The sequence below is a fragment of the Amycolatopsis sp. NPDC059657 genome (assembly GCF_042734395.1).
GTDB lineage: Bacteria > Actinomycetota > Actinomycetes > Mycobacteriales > Pseudonocardiaceae > Amycolatopsis.
Genome location: NZ_JBHWEB010000101.1, coordinates 15,207 through 34,182, shown reverse-complemented (window position 1 = coordinate 34,182; position 18,976 = coordinate 15,207). Strand labels below are relative to the sequence as shown.

Genomic DNA, 18,976 nt, shown 5'->3' with positions numbered 1-18,976 from the left:
CAGCAAGCTCGTCATACGACGGACGCACATCCCCGGTCACGTGGTGATCATCGCAGCACCACGATCACCACGTGACAGAGACCTGACTAGTTACCTTGGGATGGCGTTCGCGACGGTCGGCGAGCGGGAGCAAGCACGCGTTCACGCCACCCGCGCAGCGACGCTCGCCGCTGACATCGGCTCAGCCCGACAGCAGCGCCGGATCGGGCGACTCAAGGCCCTGGTCCGTTCGTAGCGAATCCGCCCAACCACCCGCGCGCAACCCGTAGGCTGCCGCTGTGGCTGACGAGCATGGGTCGTGGCAGACGTTCGGCGAGCGTCTGGTCTACGACAACAAATGGGTCAAGGTCGGACTGACCGACGTGCAGGCGCCGAACGGTGAACGGTGGGATTACCACGTCGTTCATCTGGCACGGATCGCTATCGCGCTGATCGTGAATGACCAGGATGAGGCGCTCATGCTGTGGCGCTACCGGTTCGCCACCGAGCAATGGGGTTACGAGCTGCTCGGCGGCATGGTCGACGACGGGGAAGACGCGGCCGTGACCGCCGCCCGCGAAGCGGCCGAGGAGAGCGGATGGCAGCCGATCGGCAAGCCTGAGCACCTCGTGAGCTTCGAGCCGTTGCCTGGGCAGGTGACCGCCCCGGTCGACGTCTATCTCTGGCGCGCGGCCGAACACATCGGTGAGCCGACCGACACCGAAGAGGTCGGGCGCGTCGAATGGGTTCCGCTGTCCCGTGTCACCGAGCTTGCCCAACGACAAGAGTTGCTCGGTGCGGGAACGCTGGTGTCGTTGCTGTACTACATGACCTCACGCAATTCCTGAACCTACCTATCAGAAGACAAGGTGCAACACCCTGGGCAATATCTCAGAGTTCCGACCTTGCAATCTCAGCTAATCCCATATGGATACTACCCGCTTTGCGGCCTCTAGGATCTCTTCGCCGTTGAACTCGTGACGAACTTCGGCGATTTGCTCATTTGGCCAATCTATAATTAAGGATAGTGCCCCGGTCGGGGGGAGTGGCCACACGTCGACTTGTTGTGCACATCGCCAGTACCCAGCGTTCTGTGCGCCACCGCCACTCCCTCCTCCACCCCAGGGGGTAAGGATCGGAGCGTTATCTTGTTCCTCTTGACGTGCACCAGGAGGAATAAGATTGGTGACGTAGCGGCCGTCCGAGAACAGTAATGCAAACCTTAAGCCCTGCAAGTCAGGCTCAAAGGTGTACCTGTTTGCAGAATTTGGAAAAATCATAAACTTGTCACGAACTTGCGGTTGCTCCCTGGAGAATACGCTCAGTTCTAGACTAAAGTTCTCCGGCCAACATCGAGCAGTCGAGAGTGCGATTACGATAGAATCGTTTCGAGCTAGGACTCGCTCCCAAGCGAGACTCACCGGCAGGGAGGATGTTCTGGGTACTAGGTGTTTTACCAATGACTGAGGTTCGCTGTTTTCATGAGCAGCTATCATTTCGGCGTCGTCAAAGAACCCCATGGCCACACCTCTCATCGTAGACGGGAACCTACGATAGTCTACTCTTGCTTAGAGTGTTGGACTAACAAACCTTGTTTCAGTTCCGATTAGGCAGCTGATCTCGCTCTCGAAGAGCAGGCGGCAATCTGGTGGCCAACTGGTCCACACCCAACCATCGGGAAGCAGTAGTTCGTAGTTGGCTGCCGCTCCATAGTAACCGTCACACTGTTCGCTAAAGGAAAGGCAAAATGCGGCCTGCGCTGAGTCTACGCCTAAACACGGAGGGTGTTCATCTAGTTCATGAGAACACTCGCCAGGGTTTGCGTCTGGCTCTCGCTTGTTTCCGTTGAGGTACATCGATGCTTCGGTTCTCAGGTAACGCATGGTTTCGCCGGGAGCGCCGATCGTGCAAATTATGTCTGATGAATACGATGTCTCAGTGTCTTCCAAAATATGATTCACATAGGTTGCGATAGTATTGAATTGAACTCGACCCGGACATCCGCCGCTCGGCGGAGCGTCAGACTCGCTGGCGATCTTATTTGTTGAACGAAACACGAGTCCTGTCAGCCATTTTACCTGTTCCGTCTTTTTCAGAACTCGCGCGGGACTGTTTGACGACTGGGGCGTGTCACTTGCGAAAGAAACCCCTGTAATTACCAGCATGAAGGTGGAAATTAGTGCAACAAAGAAAGAAGATTTTCGCATCGTATTATCCTTAGAATTAGCTGCTCAAGGATGTGACGAGCATGATAACTAGCGGATACACTGCCGCTGCATGACTAAATAAGTCACCCCCTCCCCGAGGTTCGCTAGTGAACGTATCCGCCTCCCTGAAACGTGCACATCGGCTAATCGGGTGATCTTGCAAGATGGCTTCTTTAGTACTGCAAGGTGCGGAAATTCTCCACGTTGACAGACTTCAGGCTTCGCCTGTACCTCCAAGGTAAGGCAACTTTGTTTGCCAGTATTGCGCCGACCGTCGAATCGGTGATAAGGGCTCTTTTTGCTCGACGTATTTCGGCAAGTCACCTGACGGCCCGCCGTCGTACTAGTGCGGTCTGATTGAAATCAGACCTAGTCGGGCAAGGTCAGCCCGCGTAGCCGCCGTAGCTGCCGATCAGACTTGATCTGTAAGCCAAGCTGACGCCTCTGTCGCGCGTAGTACTGGGCGGCTCGGCGGTCTCCTGCGGTGGTGTAGGCGAACGCAAGGTCGACCATCATCCCGACCTTGGCCCGGATGAACTCTGCGGGCAGACGGTCAAGCGCATCGGTGAGCCTGTCGATTGCGTCCTGTTCGCCAAGCCGCACCAAGGCGTTGCCGCGCCAGCGGTCCAAGTGCGAATCACCGAGGAACAAGAACGGCAACGCGGGGTCGGCCGGATCTTGCGGCAAGAGCGCGTCGGCAGCGTCGAAAGCCTTCAGCGCGTCAGCGCCGCGACCAGCGACCGCTAGGCCTTCACCATGTGCCGCTGCGAGCCAAGCTCGCAATAGCGGGGACGCCTTGTTCTCGGCAAGCGCCCGCGCCTGTGTCAGCTGCGCGACCGCCTGAGCGGTCTCACCCAGGTCGATGAGGACAAAGGCCTGTTCTGCGGTTGCGTGGGCTAGCAGCTCGGCCGAACCGGCTTCACGCGCGGCAGCTTTCGCCCGCTCATAGTGGCTCCAGGATTGCGCAATCGCGTTGCGGTCGAGCGCCTCCCAACCGGCCAATGTGGACGCTTCCGTGAGTACTCCGGCGAGCGATTCGCGGTGACCGCGAACGGTGCTGTACTCAAGCAGGCCCTCAACTTGCGCGATCTGGCTTCTGAGTTGGTCGAGCAGCGAGACGCCGCCGAACCGGCGGTCTCCGTGCCGCGCAAGGTCGACTTGCGCCCGGAACAGGTCAACCGTCTGCGGGTCGACATTCCGAGCGATCGCAAGGCGGGACCGCAGTTCTGCCGCTTCGTCGTCGATCTGTTCCGGCGGAAACCCAAGCTCTTCGTTCGTGCGGCCGTAGATGTCACGAAACAGGCGCTGATACGGTGCGCTGACCTGCTCGTGGCCGTTCTCCCACACTGACAGTCTCGTCTTGAGACTGCCCTTGCTCATCACAGGTGCGCCGAGTTGTGCGGCGCGAGCCAAAAGCATGTCGATGACCGCTTCGGCCTTGTAGCCAAGCTGCTTGCGGACCACCTGAATCTTGGCGGGAGCCATCAGGGGTCCCTGCTCAGATAACCGCTCTGACCTGCAAGGTTAATTGAGGTTAATGGTCCTGCGGTTAACCTCCGCCACCTGCGAAAGCGTGCCTCGATGCCGTTTTCTTGAGTCATGAACGAAAACGGAAAGCACATGGCGACAGCAACGCTGGAGCGTCGGCCGTCGCCATCCATGTCAGCTCTACCGCCGGTCTTCCCGGCCGGCTGGAGCGGCGTCCGATACGCGGTGAGCACCCATTGCGTCAAGGCGGTCGGTGATATCTCGCAATCTGTCCTCAATGGCTCCCAAACGCGTCGCGATCTCATCCAATACCGGGTCCCCAGTCTCGCCGGGTTTGAGCGGGACCTGTCCATTGAGGATCGCGGAGAGATGGCCGGGATGCCACTCCAAGGCGAGCGACAGCGCTTCAAGAGTCCGGCCGCTTCGCTTGCGCTCAACGGTGTGATGCTGCAACTCGCGCACGATCGCCTGCGACACGTGCGAGCGCTCGGCAAGCTCACGCTGCCGCAAGCCAAGCTCGTTCACGCGCTCGTCGATCGCCTTCGCGACCGCCGACCAATTCTCCGACACGTATTCCTCCGCGCTCCGCCTTAGAGCCGAGATTAGCGCGCGGTCATCGGTCCGCGGGCAGTTCCCTGCCAGCGTCGCGCATTCGGGGGCACATCTATCTCCAGGTGCGCTGATATCAGCGTGAATTACAGCCTAAATCCTTTCTTTACCGTTCTAAGGACTTCCATAATGAACACGAACATGCCCAACGCCGGTTCTCCGGCGAACTACTCCATTCGCCACGCGGCGTGGATTCTTGGCGTCGATTCCGACAAGGTCTGCCAGCTGATCAGGATCGGCGTACTGCCGACCGTTCGACGTCGATCTCGCCTCGTGGTGCCTGCTGCCGCTCTCCGGCGGCTGCTCAGCGGGGGTGCCCGATGACTGGCACCTACGACTACGAAGAGATAGCGACCGGGTTGGACCGGTACGCCGCCGCGCCGGACGGCCTGCTGGCCTACCTGGTCGCCCGCGACGGCCTGTGCTTCTGGGCCTTCGACCGGGCTGACATCCCGGAACCGTCAGGAGAGGACACGCCCGACAGGGAACTTGCCGCCGGACTGTGTGCAGGTTGCCCGGTGATCAACGAGTGTTTGGAGCTCGACCTTAGGTCGGCTGGTAGCGAGACCATCGGTGTTTGGGGTGCGCTTCCCGAGAGTGATCGGCGCGCCCTTCACAGCGTCTGGCTGCGACGTCGCGCCGATTCGGCGGGGGGTGAGGCGCGATGACTGTTCACCTGACGCCAATGCAGATTCTTGCCGGGGTCGGCGTGCTCCTGGTGCTGCTGATGTTCTGGCGGTTCAGCGCCCGCAAGGCCAAGCAGGCCGCCGACGCGGCACGGGCATCCGCCCGCGTGGTGTCGCTGGCCGGGCGGGTGCTGTTCACGGGGACCGCAATGGTCGGCGTGCAATGGCTGGTGATCACGCATCCGGGCAACCCGACGTTGCTCGTGGTGGTTCTGGCTGTGCCGGATCTGATCGCGGCGCACATCCTGACTCGGGCGCTGACGGTCACGTCCATGGACACGACCACGCGCCGCCGGGGTGGTGGTCGGCGATGACGAATCAGGATGTGCGGCACGTGCCGCTGACGCGGGCGCAACTGCTTGCACAGGACGCCGCCGAGGCGGCCGAGGTTCGCCGGTTCCAGACGCACCCGGACGTCATCGCGCTGCGGGTGGAACGGGTCCGGGCGCAAGTGGACCGGCTGTGCTGGTCCGGGATCATCCTTGGTCTGGCGTTCACCGCCGCGAACGTGCAGTGGTTCGCCGCTGCCGGGGCCGAGGTCGGTTCGCTGCCGTGGCTGACGGCGTGGCTGCTCGATCCCACGGTGTGCCTGGTGCTGCTGGCGATTCTGCGGGCGGAGCAGGTGACCGCGCGGTATCAGGTCCCCACGGGCCGGTGGGTGCGTGCGGCGAAGTGGCTGACGCTGGCAGCCACGTACGTGATGAACACGTGGTCGTCGTGGGCGGCCGGTTCACCGGCCGGGGTGGTGCTGCACTCGGTGCCTCCGCTGGTCGTGTTCGTCGCGGCCGAGGCGGTCACCGACCTTCGCGACAAGCTCACCGACGCCGTGCAAGCGGCGTTCGTGACTGCCACGAAAGTCATGGAAGTTCATGAACCGGCGGCGCCGGTTCATGAACCGCCGAAGCGGCGGAGGCTGTTCGCCGACTACCTCGCCGACGCCCGGCGCGCGTGGACGCCTGATGTGGTCGTGACTCCGGCGTGGGTGCAGGAGGTCACGGGGTGTTCGCGTGGTCTGTCGTCGCGGCTGGCCGCTGCTCTTGCCTCCAAGACCACGGAGGGGGCCGCGCATGAGTAGGGAGATGAACGAGCTGGCGCGGGCGGGCGCGTCCGGCGTCGAACACGTCGGGCCGCTCGTGGATGGCGAGCTAGTGGATGACACGTTGCCGCAACCGCGTCGCCGGACGGTCCGGCGACGGGCCGCACGCTGGTGCAAGCGCGCGCGGCGTGTGGCGGGGCGGGTCTGGCGGTCCGGGCCCGTGGTGCGGGCGCGGTCGGTGGCCGCGTATCGAGCGCGGAAGGTGCCGCAGGATGTGGCGCGGCTGGTGTGGTTTCTGGTGCGGGGTAACTGGCGGTGGCTGGTGAAGTTCTGGAGTTGGGCCACCTACGCCGATCTGCGCTCCGATGCCCGCCGCGCCCGAATGGCCGGGGATTCCGAAGCGCGGCGGGCCGCTCAGGAGTTGATCCGGTCGGATGCCACCGCGAGGTGGGCCAAGGTTGGGATCGTCTTGCGGCGGCTGGTGATCACGGCCCGGTTCACGGCACCGGTCGCGGCCGTTCTGTGGCTGGTCGACTCGGTGATGGCCCGAGAGGACATGTGGGTCTGGCTGGCGAACGTCTACACAGGAATAGAGGCGACGTGGTCGGTGCTCACGGTGGCCGTGCCGATCCTGCTCTACACGCTGCCGGTGGTGTTGCTGGTCGCGGCGGCGTTCGAGGGCAGGGACAAGACGCCTGGTGCCGGGTGGCTCGTCCGGCCGGACCGTGAGGACGCTGATTCGTGGATCGATGAGCGGATGATCTCGACAGCGTTGGCGCATCTGGGTATCGGGCCGTTGGATCGGTTTTTCAAGAACGGCGGTGTTCTGGACTACCCCGTCGGCGCGCGCACGGACGGGGATGGCACGTTCGCGCAGATCAGATTGCCGATGGGAGTCACCGCGGACATGGTCGCGGCACGTCGGTCCAAACTGGCCGCGAACCTGGGCCGGGCGTCGCTGGAAACGTGGCCTACCAAGGGAGATGAGGATGGAATCCTGGATCTGTGGGTCGCGGACAAGGGCGTCCTGAGGGCCGGTGCCGGCAGTTGGCCTCTGGTCCACGAGGGACAGGTTGATCTGTTCGACGGTGTGCCGTTTGGTCTGTCGCAACGAGGTCTGGTCATCAACGCCCCGTTGATCGGCGTGAACTGGCTGATCGGCGGGCGGCCGGGACAGGGCAAGTCGGCCGCGTTGCGGACGCTGCTGCTCGGCGCGGCACTCGACCCGACGGCGGAGTTGTGGGTGTTCGTGATGGGCGAGTCACCCGACTTCGGCCCGTTCGCGCCACGTCTGTCCCGCTACCGGATGGGAATGGACGACAGCGTGGCCGAAGCGGCCACGCAAGCACTCGCGGATCTGCTGTCCGACATGGAGCGACGCGGCAAGGTTCTGGGTGAGCAGCCGGGCAGCCCGCCGAAGGTGTCACGCAAGCTCGCCGACAAGCGCGCACTCGGGTTGCACCCGCTGGTGTGCGGGATCGACGAGTGTCACGAACTGTTCCAGCACCCCAAGTACGGCAAGAAAGCGGCAGAGCTGGCGGTGCGGCTGATCAAGCGTGGCCGCAAGTACGGGATCGTTCTGTTGCTGGCGACCCAGTCACCGACCAAGGACAGCATCCCGCGTGAGATCACCCGCAACGTCTCGTGTGGTGTCGCGTTCTCCGTGGCCGATCAGGTCGCCAACGACGGGCTGCTGGGATCGGGCAAGTACGCGGCGGGTATCCGGGCGACCGAACTACGTATCAACACCGATCGGGGAACCTGCGTGGCGGTCGGCATCACCGATGAGACGTTCGAGTTGGTGCGCGGGTTCTACGTGCCGTTCGAGGACGGTGCCGACGACGTGTCCCCGGTCATCGCCCGCGCCATGGCGTTGATCGAGGAGGCGGGCCGTGCGGTCGAGGCGAGTGCGGTGCCGGAGATCGAAGCGGCACCGGTTGCCGATCATCTCGCGGACGTCGACGCGGTGATGGACGGGGAACGTCGCGTTCGGACACAAGCTGTTCTCAACCGGCTGCGGCGGCTCAACCCCGGCGAGTACGACGGGTGGGTTTTCCGGGATCTCGCGGCGGCGCTCGCGCCCTATGGGATCGGGCCCGTCAAGTCGGACGGGAACAAGGTGATCCGCGCCGAAGACGTCGCCGACGCGCTTGCCCGCCGTGCCGACAAGGACAGGGATGCAGTCAGGGACCCGGCAGGGACTCAGGGACTTATCCCTGTCGGGTCCCTGGATCAAAGTCCCTGCCTTGACCAGGGGAAACACGGCTCAGGGACTCCAGGGACCCACCAGCCGGGCAACTCCAAAACAGGCCGAAAACGGGGTGTTTCGGGGGATGGTCCGGGGTCCCTCCCTGACTCCCCGCCGACAGGCCGAGGGGAGGTGAGTGCCCCTTGACCGACCAGTACACCAGTGATCCACAACCGAGCATCCCGCGACAATCACGCAAAGGCAGCAGCGGCCATGACAGCAACCAGCACGACAGGGCAGACCACGATGCAGACCCCGGCACCGGCTCCCAGGACGGCGACACGAGCGACGACGCTCACCACGGCAGCCCGGAGAATCCTGAGCGGCCTGAGAGCGACCAACCAGGGCACGCCCGGCAGAGCGCCCCCGCTCCGCCGGAACGGGTCTCAGCGACGCTCACAGCGGCCCTGGACGGCTCAGTCTGGGTGATGGTGGACGGTGCTGACGTCGAACAGGTGCTAGCCAGGATGAGCGCGGCGGCCGACGCGCTGAACGCCACGTGGCGTACCCGGTAACAACCCGTCACGGCCTCTCGGCTGGTGGCAATGACAGGGAGCCTCCCCGTCTACGCGGGGAGGCTCCTCTCGTTCGTAGCTTCCCGTCACCGGTCGTAGCCGAGTGTTGCGGGGTAGGCCAATCAGGCGAAACGGGCGTATGCGCTTGACAGTGAAGATCAACCATCGGTAGGAATGATGTTCTCGCTAGAAAATCTCTTCACCCCTAAAGGCGCTTCGGGGAGCGTCGGGTACACGTTGGTTAGTTTGCTATTTGCGATTCCGGGGAGGGAAGCAAATGCGACTCGGTAGGTCGTGTGCATCGTTCATTTCAGCCGTCATGGCTTTTTTCATCGTTTTTACATCTGCGGCAACGGCTAGTCCGCTGCCAGACCCACCCACTAAGCCGAATTGTGGTGGCGACATTGAGTCGGTCTACATTAGCGGTTCCAGCAGGTCTACCACGTTCAAGATCGTGGGGACCAACCTGTGGAGGTGGCTGGGGCAAACTGGATATGGGGTCGTCCACACGTATGTAAATGCTCCAGGTATGGATCAGAAGCATTTTTCTCACAGCGCCTCCGGGCAAAGTGGTGCCAGGTCGGGAAACATCACGGTGACAACCAGTCGTTCAAATATCAGCCTGTATGTAATGCTGAACGACGATGAAGGCAACACCAAGTGCACGCGGACTTTGGGCGTATAGGCCCCGGACAGGGGCCGCCCCCGCCTGGCAAGAGCCTGCGGATGGCGGTACTATGAACCCATGAAAGAAGAGGCTTTAGAACGCGTTAATGCGCTGCGAGTTCGCAGCGCATTAACCGTTCCAATCTCCATCGTCTTCAACCTGGCACCTGCGCGAAAATTCACTTTGTCACCTGATGACGTTTTCGATATCCGAGAAGAGGTACCACTTCGGGGATACTTGGAAATTTCACTGGACAGCCTGGAGCGCCCGACGCTGTGGATACATGAATGGGAATCGGGGAGGACTGAGGTTTCATTCAACTTCGAAGTTCAACCATTGCCTGCGGCGGTGCGCAACAATAATCCAGAGCTCAGGCTTCCTGGATGGCCTCATGGTTCACTCGTCCACGAGGAAGGTCTCGCCGTTGGCCTATTCCTTGCCGACACGCGATCTGAATCCACCGTTCTGCGTGTTGATAAGGGGGACGAGACGGCCACCTTTGCATTCAATGACGGCCAGTCGGTCTGGTATTCCGGAACTGGCGCGGATGGAAATCCGCCAGAGTTGATCATCGAAACCGATGGCCTGCGCATGCTCGGTATGCACAGTCGCGTAGTCACGCAGCACGACGAGAACGCGCGCGACTAGAATTCGCTGGAGCATTAACAAAAGCCACCGCACGCCAGGAGCCTCCTGGACGCTACGGTGGCCTCTGTCGTGCGGTGGCAGGCGACCTGTCATGCCAGGGCCTGCCCCGCCACGGGCTCAGGGTTTCTCGCCTCCCGGTTCGGTGGGTGCGGCCGTGGGCCTGTCGAGCACGCTCGCCATATCGATCACGTCACCGGTCTCGCCTGCCCGCTCTTGCCACCCCGCTACCTCCGGCATCGCTTCCCGCCAGCCGTCCGGCAAACGCCAGCCCGCCGACAACGAACCGTCCGACCGCCTCTTCGCCGCGAAGCTGAACCCGAGTTCGAGCCACCGCAAACGACGGTCTTCGGTCGACATGCCCGCCAGTTCTTCCTTCCAGGTCCGATCAGTCGGAACCCACTGCACGCCGCCCGGATCGGCCGGAAGCGACCTGAGCAGGTCGATATCGGCCAGGATCTTGTCCCCGGCGGCCGTGATCTTGCGCCGCTCGTCTACGTCCTTTTCGCGCGCTACCTTGCTCATCTGCCGCGCGTGGTCGCGCTCCAGCTTGGCTATCTCGTTCGCGTGGCTGGTCGGCGGCAGCACAATCCGTTCCCGCACAGGGACGTTCGCGAACGCCTTCAAGAACACCTCTTCGGCCAACGGCTCGATCTCATCCGCCCGCAACGAGGGGCCGTGCTTGCGGGTCGGGCAACGCCAGTAGCGGTATTCGTACTCCTTGGTCGAGCCGTCTTTGCGTGTGCGTGTCTGGGAGCCGATCCGGTGCCAGAGCGGGTCAAGGCAGTCCGGGCAGACCAGAACACCGGACAGCCCGTAAGGCTGGTTGCTGCCGCGTGTCTTCCGGCTCGCCCTCTCCTCCAGTCGCGCGGAGATCTCCGCTTGCTCGGCGGGCTCGAAGATGCCGAGGTCCACAAGGTCAGGGTTCTCCAGCACTCGGCGAATCGAACCCGGCGACCACTCGGCGTCGGTGAGTTCGACCGTGGAGACGTCCTCTCCGCGCCGTTCCGCCGCAAGCTGTGCCTGCCGGTTGCGCGGAGTGACGACCTTGTTGCTCTTGAGCCACTCGCCCAGCACCGACAACCCGGCACCTTCCCGCGCCTTCTTGGACAACGTATGCAGGATCTTCACCGCGTACGGGTCAAGCCCGAGAATGAAGCCACCACGGGCAGGCAGCTCAACCGGCATGGTGCCGTAGGGGTGACCTTCCCCCGCCCACCGCCCTTCATCTTTCAGCGTCGCCCGCGCGGAGCGGAAGCGCTCCTTCATCCGTTCGCGTTCCATGCGAGCGAACGCGGTCATGAGCGTGATCATGAACTCGGACATCGAGTTACTGGAATCGATGCCCTCCGCGATGGAGATCAGCCGCTTACCGCGCGCCCTGAGCCACTCCAGCAAGGTCAACGCGTCCATCACGTTCCGCACCAGCCGGTCAAGCTTCGGGACCACGAGCGTCTTCCACGGCTTGGGCGGCGCGTCGGTCAGCCACTCCGCGAGGCCCGCCCGCTTGTGCGGCTCCAAGTCGCCGGAGACGTGCAGATCCTGCACGGTCTCGACGATCGGAAGTTCCCAGGCGTTGCACCAGCGGTTCGTGTCCCGCGTCTGGGTCACATTGGACGTGCTCTCATCCGTGAAATGCGACTGACGGGTGTAGCACAACGCCGCGTCATCCTCCGGAGTGAACGGCACGACCTCAGGCCGCTCGCTGACCTGCTTCTTGAACTTCCGCCGCTTCCGAGGTGCCGTTGCGCTCATCGTGAGTATCCTCGCTGGTAGGAGCCTTATCGGAGTGTAGTCCGTTGACTTCCATCGCTCCTAACCGGTGAAAACACTCACGACCCCTGCACCGGTCTACGGTGGCGGGGCCTGATCGCGAAGTGAGGGTGCCCTCGAGTGCTTACTGCGCACTCGAGGGCACCCTCACTTCATTGCGCGCCCAAGGCGGAAATCACATCGAACGTGGCCAGGGAGGCCCTCACTTGCTCAAGCTAGGGAAGGGGGCGTTCGCTCGAAGGTAGGTGGGCAGCTCGGGTGCGTAGGTAGCGTTGCTGGGCGAGGCTGGGGGATAGCGTGGCTGCCGTTTCGTAGGCGGCGCGGGCGGAGGCGGTGTCGCCGGACATCTCGAGAAGGTGGGCTCGGGTGGCGTGCAGACGGTGGTCTGAGGTGAGGCGTCGGTCGGCTTCCAAGGCCCGCAACAGGGTTAGACCATCGGCGGGGCCACGGACCATGGTCACGGCGACCGCATGGTTCAGCGCGACCACGGGATTGTCCGAGAGGCGAAGCAGGATCTCGTACAGGGCAAGGATTTGGGGCCAGTCCGTTTCGGAGGCGGACGGCGCTTCGTCGTGGAGTGCGGCGATGGCGGCCTGTATTTGATAGGGGCCGGGTTTCTGCCTGGGAAGGACTTTGGTGAGAATCGCCGTGCCCTCGGCGATGAGCGAGGCGTTCCACAGCGTGCGGTCTTGGGATTCCATGGGGACGAGGGAACCGTCGGGGGACAGGCGGGCCGGGCGGCGTGCGTCGGTCAGCAACTCGAGGGCGAGCAGGCCCGCTGCTTCGCTGTCGTTCGGGAGCAGACGGACCACCATACGGGTCAGGCGGATCGCTTCCTGGGACAAGTCGTTGCGGTGCAAGGACGCGTAGCCCTCGGTGAAGATCAGGTAGAGCACGTGGAGGACCGCCGCGACCCGGTCGGCGTGGTCCGGCGGGAGGGCGAAGGGGATCCCGCTGGCTTTGATTCTTTCCTTCGATCGGGTGATCCGGCGGGTCATTGTTCCTTCTGGCACAAGGAAAGCGTGGGCGATCTCGGCTGTGCTGAGGCCGCCGACGGCCCGAAGTGTCAGTGCTATCTGAGATGCTGTCGAGAGTGAGGGATGACAGCACATCAAGAGGAGGATCAATGTGTCGTCGGAATCAGGAATCGGGCCTGACGTCAACGGGCGAGCGTCGGCTTCACGGCGGTGGCGGGATTGTTCGCTGCGCAAGAGGTCGGTCAGGCGGCGCGAGGCCACCGTGATGAGCCAGGCGCGCGGGTTGTCGGGGTGACCTTGGGCAGGCCATTGGGTGGCGGCCGCCAGCAGGGCTTCTTGGACCGCGTCTTCCGCGAGATCGAAGTGGCCGAAGCGGCGGACGAGGGCGCCGAGGACCTGCGGTGCGAGCACGCGCAGGTCCTCCAGGCCCTCAGCCATCCAGATGGTCCCTGGAATCCGCGATCGGGCGGACGTCGACGTACCAGTCGCGGCCGAGGTCGGAACCTGCCGGGTGCGGGGTGTGGGCGAGCTGGGCGGCTATTTCCGTCGCGCGGTCGAAGCTCGCGCAGTCGACGAGGGTGTAGCCCGCGAGCACTTCCTGGGTTTCGGCGTACGGGCCGTCCGTGACGACCGGGACGCCGTCGCGCAGGGAGATGCGGCGGGCGTGGACGGGGGCCGTCATGCCCTGGGCGTCGACGAATTCGCCGGACTCGATGAGGGCGCCGTTCCACTTTTCCATGAACTCGCCGAGCCTGGTGAAGTCCTCGGGGGTCCAGGTCGGCCCCTTGGCCGGGCCGCCGGCGAGCATGTCGTAGTCCTGCTGCGAGCCGAACATCATGATGATGTATTTCATGGTCTTCTCCCTGCTCTCGGTGGTCTTTCGTCAGGGACGTCGGAGCCGCCGGACCACACCGGACATCATTCTCGGAAAAACTTGAAGGCCCCGCCACCAGAGGGGGCGGGGCCTTCGGACAACGTCAGCCGACAGGAGGTGCCATCTGGAACCAGTTGAAGGTCTCGACCATCTGCCGCGTGGTGCCGACGTACCGCGGGCCGGTCAGCTCCCAGCGTTCGACGTAGCGGTAGGTGCCGGGCTGCACGCTCTCGTCCTCGGGGGTGTTCTCGTCGTCGGCGACCGGGATGTACTCCCGGATGACCTTGCGCTCCAGTGTGACGTCGAGTGACTCGTAGGCGGACTGGGTGCTCAGGTAGCCGTCCTGGCCGTGGTCGCCGGCGCGGCCGGGGTCGGCCAGCTTGAGCTGCATGGTGCTGCCGTTGAACGTGCCCTTCGCCGAGACCACGGTGACGATGTGGCCGCCGTTGCGCTGCAACGAACCGGCCTGCGGGCCTGCCTTGTAGCGGCCGTACACCAGCTGGACCGGGCCCTGGTTGAGCCGTTTGGCCAGGTCACCGGCGAAGTCGGAGCTGGTCGCCGAGCTGATGTTGCCGTCGCCGGTCGACCAGCCCGCGTCGCGGGCGGGCTTGGTGGCGATGTTCCACGCGGTGCGGAGGTTGCCCATCTTGGTGCCGCCGTCGTACTTCGCGTCCACGCCGATGCGGCCGATGGAGTTGGTGATGACGTTGTAGTCGGACTGGTCCTGGGGGTCGAGGTTGCCGACGCGGGTGGTCACCCAGCCGATCGGGGCCTTCTTCACGTGTGACCAGTAGTGCATGACGTTGTAGAGCGAGGTCGGGCCGCAGTAGGCGTTCCCGTTGTTCTCCAGCCCGGCGCGGAACTGGTCGACGTCGCTGACGCCGCACTGCTTGACCTCGAAGGCGGGGCCGGTCAGGTCGGAGACCTTCACGCAAGGCGGCGGCGTGCCGAGGTCGGCCGACGCGGTCGCCGGGTAGATGGCGCCGGCGAGTGCGGTGGTGGTGACTGCGGCGAGAACGGTCTTGCGGATCATGGCTTCCTACCTCCGGTGTGTGGCCTGTTGGTAGGTAAAGCTTGTTCGCCGGGATCCCCCAAACGCATGAGGGACGATCCCTCAACTCGTTCCTGGGGGTACCTAGGTGAGGACTTTCGCCAGCTCACGGCGGCCGTTGATGCCGAGCTTGGTGTAGATCCGGCCCAGATGGTTCTCCACCGTCTTGGGGGTGACGAACAGTTCCTGGGCGATCTCCCGGTTCGCGCGCCCGAGCGCGGCGAGGTCGGCGACACGGCGTTCGCTCGCGGTCAGTGCCTCGCGACCGGCGAACATCAGCTTGCGCGGGCGGTCGCCCAGCGCTTCGAGTGCCTCGACGCCGCGCGTGCGCAGCACGTCCGAGCCGCATTCGGTCGCCAGGTCGATGCCGCGGTGGAGCGGCGTGCGGGCATCGGTGCGGCGGCGGGCGACGCGCAGTGCCTCGCCGAGATCGACCAGCGAACGAGCCAGATGCAGGCGGGCGGGAGACTTCTCCAGCACGGCGACGGACTCGGTGAGCAGGTCCAGCCGTCGCGACGCGTCGGCGTGCGCGAGCAGGCGCAACGCGGCGCCGACCTCGGTCGCGGCTCCCCACTTCCGGGCGATGGCCAGCTGTTCTTCCGCGAGCGTGAGCGCCTCGGCCTCGTCGCCGAGCAGCATCGACGCGCGCACGGCGGGCAGCCGCCACGGGATCGAGGGCGGGTCGACGCCGACCGCGAGCATCGCGTCACGCTGCTTGAACGCCTCGGCCCTGGCCTGGATCGGGTCACCGGTCGCGAGCGCCAGCAGCGCGCGCGGCTCGTGCAGCCACATCATCGGCATCATGCGGGGCGCGTCGGCGTGCTCGGCGTCGAACTTGGCCAGTACCGCGGCCATGCACTCGAAATCACCGCGTTCCATGGCCGCGTAGGCCATGAAATGCGTCGAAGTCGCCCGCAACGCGATGACCTGCGGCGCGGGGTCCTCATGCTGGATCGCGGCCAGCGTCCCCTCGGACTCGGCCTCCATGAACCGGACGTTCCCGAGCCGCCAGTTGAGGAACAGCGCCGCGTTGGCCACCATCGCGAACTCGACCGGCGAACCGTGCGCGCGCACCCGCGACCTGGCCCTGTCGATCTCCCGCCTGGCGTCGTCGACTCCGTCCGCGGAGATCAACGCCAGGAGCGCGACCACCCAGGCGACCATCGCGTCGGTGCTGCCGGTCGCGTCGTCGAAGTAGGCGCCGTCGGACAGCGCGCGCAACGCCGTCGCCGCGACCTCGCGCGACGGACGGACCTCGTACCGGCCCATCTGGGCGAGCAGGCCGAGCAGCGTGCGCTCGTCGGGGGTGCGGCCACGCAGGTCGGCGAACAGGTTGAGGTGCTCGGACGCGACGTGCCGCTGGTCGGCCAGGAACGACCGGATCACCGCGAGCCTGGCCTCCAGGTGCAGCCTGCCGTTGTCGCGGACGCCGATCGTCCACTCGCCGATGGCCGCGTTGAGTTCGGCGATCGCGGCGACCGGGCCGTCGACGACCGCGGTCGCCGAAGCCGCGGCCGCGACGAGTTCCGCGTTGGGCAACCCGGCGGCGGCGACCCGGAGATGGCGCCTGGCCTCGGTGGCGTCACCGGCGCGCAGCAGCGCGCGGCCCAGCTCGGCGCGCAGGCCCGCGTCGTCGGGACGCTCGTCGACCGCCCTGATCAGATGGGCGACGGCGGTGCGGGCGTCGCCGGAGGCGAGCAGTGACGCGGCGGCCTTGCGCAGCACGTCGGCCGCGTTCGGCAGGGTGCCGCGTGGCGCCTGCGCGAGGTGCGCGGCGACCCGGTCCGCGGCGGCTTTCGCGGACCAGAGCCTGGTCGCGGCGCGGGCGTGCAGCGTGGAACGGCCGACGGGGCCGAGTTCGGCGAGTACGGCCTCACGCACGACGGGGTGGATGAAGACGAGGTGGTCGCCGTCGTTCGCGAGCACGTTCGCGGCCACCAGCGCTTCGACGGCGACCGACAGGCCGCCGGGGTTCAGGCCGACGATCGCGGCCGCGAGCCACGGGTCGCAGCCGGTGCCGAGCACGGCGGCCGCGCGTGCCAGATGGATGGCCTCGCCGGGTAGCCGTCCCATCGAGGCGCGGAAGATGGTGCTCGGCCCGAGTTTGCCGACGCGATCGGCCGTCGAGGCGACGTCCAGCGGCAACCCGAGCGCCGCGAGCTCGTCGACGAGAACCCTTGCCAGGAAAGGGTTTCCGCCACTCGCCGCGTGCACGGCGGTCACCACGGTCTCGTCGGCGGGCCCGATGAGTTCGCCGAGCGCTTCCGCGGACAGCGGCCGCGGCAGCATCCGCTCGGCTTGGCGGGAGACGCTGAGCTGGGCCAGCGGGCCGGTGCTCTCCGCCGGCGGGCGGGTGGCCACGACCAGCGCGATCGGCAGGTCGGCGATGCGGCGTGACAGGTAGACGAGGAACTGCAGCGAGGACAGGTCGGCCCAGTGCGCGTCGTCGACCGTGATCAGCAGCGGCCGCGTCGACGAGAGGTCGACGGCCACCCACCACAGCGCGTGCAGCGTGCGGGCCAGTTCGGCTTCGGACGGGTCGGCGGCCGCGGTGTCCAGCGCGGTCAGCGCCGCACCGGACGGCCCGGCCAGTATCTTGTCGCGGATCTCGCCGCTGTACCGCGAAACGGACCGCTCGACCATCTGCCGGACGACACCCCACGCCATCGCGCCTTCGAGCGCGTCGCCCACCGCCTGCAGGCGTCCGAAGCCGCGCTCCTTCGCGAGCGCGCGGGTGTCCTGGACGAGCCGGGTCTTGCCGATGCCCGCGCGGCCTTCGATGACCACCACGCGGCCTTCGCCGCGCGCGGCCGAGTCGAGTGCGGCCTCGATCCGCCCGCGCTCGTCTTCCCGCTCGAGCAGGGGAACTCCGGGTACCGGTGTGCGCACGTCGGAATACTAACGGTCACCGCTGGTGAGAGCGGATGCTTTGGCCAGCAGGTAGTTCCGCTCGGGGATGCTTTCGGCCCGCGAGGCGGCGAGTTCGTAGGACGCACGGGCCGCGGGCAGGTCACCGGTCATCTCGAACAGGTGGGCGCGGACGGCGGGTAAGCGGTGTCCTTTGGCGACGCGGGGGTCGTCGTCGAGGGGTTTCAGCAGGTCGAGGCCGGTCTGCGGGCCGTCGGCCATGGCCGCGGCGATGGCGTGGTTGAGGGTGACCATCGGATTGGGCGCGATCCGGTCGAGCAGTTCGTAGAGGAGCACGATCTGCGGCCAGTCGGTCCCGGCCGTGCTCGGCGCCTCCGCGTGGACGGCCGCGATCGCGGCTTGCAGCTGGTACGGGCCGACGGGGCCGCTGGCCAGCGCTTCCGTGGTGAGCGCGACGCCTTCGGCGATCGCGTCGGCGTCCCAGCGGCCGCGGTCCTGCTCGGCGAGCGGGGTCAAGCTGCCGTCGGGGCCGGTGCGGACGGCACTGCGCGCGTCGGTGAGCAGCATGAGCGCGAGCAGCCCGGCGATCTCGGTGTCGCCGGGCAGCATCCGGCGCAGCGCCCTGGTGAGCCTGATGGCCTCGCCGGTCAGCTCGACCTGGTGCAGCTCGGGGCCCGACGTGCTGGTGTAGCCCTCGTTGAAGATCAGGTACAGCACGTGGAGAACGACGTCGAGGCGCTTGGCCCGCTCGCTTTCCGGCGGCATTTCGAACCGCCCGCCCGAGGTCTTGATCCGTTGCTTGGCCCGGCTGATGCGCTGGCCCATGGTGGCTTCGGGAACCAGGAACGCCTTGGCGATCTGCGCGGTGGTCAGGCCGCCGACCGCGCGCAGCGTCAGCGCGAGCTGGGATTCGTCGGACAGGCTCGGGTGACAGCACAGGAAGAGCAGGATCAGCGAGTCGTCCCGGTCCGTCAGGGGTCCGTCCTGAGCGACGGGTTCCTCCAGCGCGTACACCGTCTCTTCGCGCCGACGGCGTGCCGACTCGCTGCGCACGCGGTCGATGAGGCGCCGGGACGCGGCCGTAACCAGCCAGCCGGTCGGATTGTCGGGAAGGCCCGTTTCGCGCCAGCTCACGGTCGCTTCGAGCAGCGCGTCCTGCACGGCGTCTTCGCAGAGGTCGAACTGCCCGTATCGCCGCACCAGCGTGCCGAGGACGCGCGGCACGAGCTCCTTGACCACATCATCGACAGTCTCCACGGCACTATGGTGCCCCGTGCCGGAAAGAGTGTGCGAGCCGATGTCGAGAACGGCCCCTCCGCTCCGACCAACCAGCGAGAGGCGCCGAGAAGAGCG

The 18,976-nt window shown here is 65.5% G+C and carries 16 protein-coding genes; 8 read left to right on the top strand and 8 right to left on the bottom strand.

Going from position 1 to position 18,976, the window contains the following annotated elements; translation table 11 throughout:
* Positions 1–278 precede the first annotated feature (278 nt).
* On the top strand, positions 279–827 hold the full coding sequence (locus ACFV15_RS36825) for an NUDIX domain-containing protein (RefSeq protein ID WP_378356576.1): 549 nt from the start codon (positions 279–281) through the stop codon (positions 825–827).
* A 1,728-nt stretch (positions 828–2,555) separates the two neighbouring features.
* On the opposite strand, the gene ACFV15_RS36820 is transcribed toward ACFV15_RS36825, so the two are convergent.
* Together ACFV15_RS36820 and ACFV15_RS36815 are read right to left on the bottom strand one after the other, a co-directional pair.
* Complete coding sequence (locus ACFV15_RS36820; protein WP_378356574.1) at positions 2,556–3,671, bottom strand: tetratricopeptide repeat protein; 1,116 nt, start codon at positions 3,669–3,671, stop codon at positions 2,556–2,558.
* A gap of 183 nt (positions 3,672–3,854) precedes the next feature.
* A complete protein-coding gene (locus tag ACFV15_RS36815; protein ID WP_378356572.1) occupies positions 3,855–4,244 on the bottom strand; it encodes a helix-turn-helix domain-containing protein in 390 nt (129 codons plus the stop codon).
* Between the two features lie 168 nt (positions 4,245–4,412).
* On the opposite strand from ACFV15_RS36815, the gene ACFV15_RS36810 reads away from it, so the two are divergent.
* The 7 genes from ACFV15_RS36810 to ACFV15_RS36780 all read left to right on the top strand — a co-directional run bounded on the left by ACFV15_RS36810 (position 4,413) and on the right by ACFV15_RS36780 (position 10,083).
* Positions 4,413–4,607 carry a helix-turn-helix domain-containing protein gene (locus ACFV15_RS36810; RefSeq protein WP_378356570.1) on the top strand — a complete coding sequence of 65 codons (195 nt, stop codon included), beginning with the start codon at positions 4,413–4,415 and terminating at the stop codon, positions 4,605–4,607.
* The gene (locus ACFV15_RS36805; RefSeq protein ID WP_378356569.1) at positions 4,604–4,951 is read left to right on the top strand and encodes a WhiB family transcriptional regulator; all 348 of its coding nucleotides are present in this window, start codon (positions 4,604–4,606) and stop codon (positions 4,949–4,951) included. The genes ACFV15_RS36810 and ACFV15_RS36805 overlap by 4 nt, the downstream gene beginning before the upstream one ends.
* Entirely contained in the window at positions 4,948–5,283 is a 336-nt protein-coding gene (locus tag ACFV15_RS36800; protein ID WP_378356567.1) for a hypothetical protein, read from the top strand. Before ACFV15_RS36805 ends, ACFV15_RS36800 begins: the two co-directional genes overlap by 4 nt.
* The gene (locus ACFV15_RS36795) at positions 5,280–6,044 is read left to right on the top strand and encodes a hypothetical protein (protein ID WP_378356565.1); all 765 of its coding nucleotides are present in this window, start codon (positions 5,280–5,282) and stop codon (positions 6,042–6,044) included. The genes ACFV15_RS36800 and ACFV15_RS36795 overlap by 4 nt, the downstream gene beginning before the upstream one ends.
* Complete coding sequence (locus ACFV15_RS36790; protein ID WP_378356563.1) at positions 6,037–8,400, top strand: hypothetical protein; 2,364 nt, start codon at positions 6,037–6,039, stop codon at positions 8,398–8,400. The genes ACFV15_RS36795 and ACFV15_RS36790 overlap by 8 nt, the downstream gene beginning before the upstream one ends.
* Positions 8,397–8,768, top strand: coding sequence for a hypothetical protein (locus ACFV15_RS36785; protein WP_378356561.1), 372 nt, complete (start codon positions 8,397–8,399; stop codon positions 8,766–8,768). The genes ACFV15_RS36790 and ACFV15_RS36785 overlap by 4 nt, the downstream gene beginning before the upstream one ends.
* A 745-nt stretch (positions 8,769–9,513) precedes the next feature.
* Positions 9,514–10,083, top strand: a complete 570-nt coding sequence (locus tag ACFV15_RS36780) for a hypothetical protein (RefSeq protein ID WP_378356559.1) — start codon at positions 9,514–9,516, stop codon at positions 10,081–10,083.
* A 117-nt stretch (positions 10,084–10,200) separates the two neighbouring features.
* On the opposite strand, the gene ACFV15_RS36775 is transcribed toward ACFV15_RS36780, so the two are convergent.
* The 6 genes from ACFV15_RS36775 to ACFV15_RS36750 all read right to left on the bottom strand — a co-directional run bounded on the left by ACFV15_RS36775 (position 10,201) and on the right by ACFV15_RS36750 (position 18,880).
* Complete coding sequence (locus ACFV15_RS36775) at positions 10,201–11,835, bottom strand: recombinase family protein (protein ID WP_378356558.1); 1,635 nt, start codon at positions 11,833–11,835, stop codon at positions 10,201–10,203.
* Between the two features lie 233 nt (positions 11,836–12,068).
* Entirely contained in the window at positions 12,069–13,268 is a 1,200-nt protein-coding gene (locus ACFV15_RS36770) for an RNA polymerase sigma factor (protein WP_378356556.1), read from the bottom strand.
* A complete protein-coding gene (locus tag ACFV15_RS36765) occupies positions 13,261–13,683 on the bottom strand; it encodes a YciI family protein (protein ID WP_378356554.1) in 423 nt (140 codons plus the stop codon). The genes ACFV15_RS36770 and ACFV15_RS36765 overlap by 8 nt, the downstream gene beginning before the upstream one ends.
* A gap of 124 nt (positions 13,684–13,807) precedes the next feature.
* A complete protein-coding gene (locus tag ACFV15_RS36760) occupies positions 13,808–14,737 on the bottom strand; it encodes a hypothetical protein (protein WP_378356552.1) in 930 nt (309 codons plus the stop codon).
* Between the two features lie 102 nt (positions 14,738–14,839).
* Positions 14,840–17,644 (bottom strand): AAA family ATPase, encoded by a 2,805-nt coding sequence (locus ACFV15_RS36755; RefSeq protein WP_378356550.1) that lies wholly within the window; start codon positions 17,642–17,644, stop codon positions 14,840–14,842.
* A gap of 9 nt (positions 17,645–17,653) precedes the next feature.
* The gene (locus ACFV15_RS36750; protein WP_378356548.1) at positions 17,654–18,880 is read right to left on the bottom strand and encodes an RNA polymerase sigma factor; all 1,227 of its coding nucleotides are present in this window, start codon (positions 18,878–18,880) and stop codon (positions 17,654–17,656) included.
* Between the last annotated feature and the right edge of the window lie 96 nt (positions 18,881–18,976).

Bases quoted from the DNA above. Each gene is read 5' to 3' on its own strand.
- ACFV15_RS36770 (WP_378356556.1), bottom strand. From the start codon at position 13,268: ATGGCTGAGGGCCTGGAGGACCTGCGCGTGCTCGCACCGCAGGTCCTC.
- ACFV15_RS36765 (WP_378356554.1), bottom strand. From the start codon at position 13,683: ATGAAATACATCATCATGATGTTCGGCTCGCAGCAGGACTACGACATG.
- ACFV15_RS36760 (WP_378356552.1), bottom strand. From the start codon at position 14,737: ATGATCCGCAAGACCGTTCTCGCCGCAGTCACCACCACCGCACTCGCC.
- ACFV15_RS36805 (WP_378356569.1), top strand. From the start codon at position 4,604: ATGACTGGCACCTACGACTACGAAGAGATAGCGACCGGGTTGGACCGG.
- ACFV15_RS36775 (WP_378356558.1), bottom strand. From the start codon at position 11,835: ATGAGCGCAACGGCACCTCGGAAGCGGCGGAAGTTCAAGAAGCAGGTC.
- ACFV15_RS36810 (WP_378356570.1), top strand. From the start codon at position 4,413: ATGAACACGAACATGCCCAACGCCGGTTCTCCGGCGAACTACTCCATT.
- ACFV15_RS36780 (WP_378356559.1), top strand. From the start codon at position 9,514: ATGAAAGAAGAGGCTTTAGAACGCGTTAATGCGCTGCGAGTTCGCAGC.
- ACFV15_RS36790 (WP_378356563.1), top strand. From the start codon at position 6,037: ATGAGTAGGGAGATGAACGAGCTGGCGCGGGCGGGCGCGTCCGGCGTC.
- ACFV15_RS36800 (WP_378356567.1), top strand. From the start codon at position 4,948: ATGACTGTTCACCTGACGCCAATGCAGATTCTTGCCGGGGTCGGCGTG.
- ACFV15_RS36795 (WP_378356565.1), top strand. From the start codon at position 5,280: ATGACGAATCAGGATGTGCGGCACGTGCCGCTGACGCGGGCGCAACTG.
- ACFV15_RS36820 (WP_378356574.1), bottom strand. From the start codon at position 3,671: ATGGCTCCCGCCAAGATTCAGGTGGTCCGCAAGCAGCTTGGCTACAAG.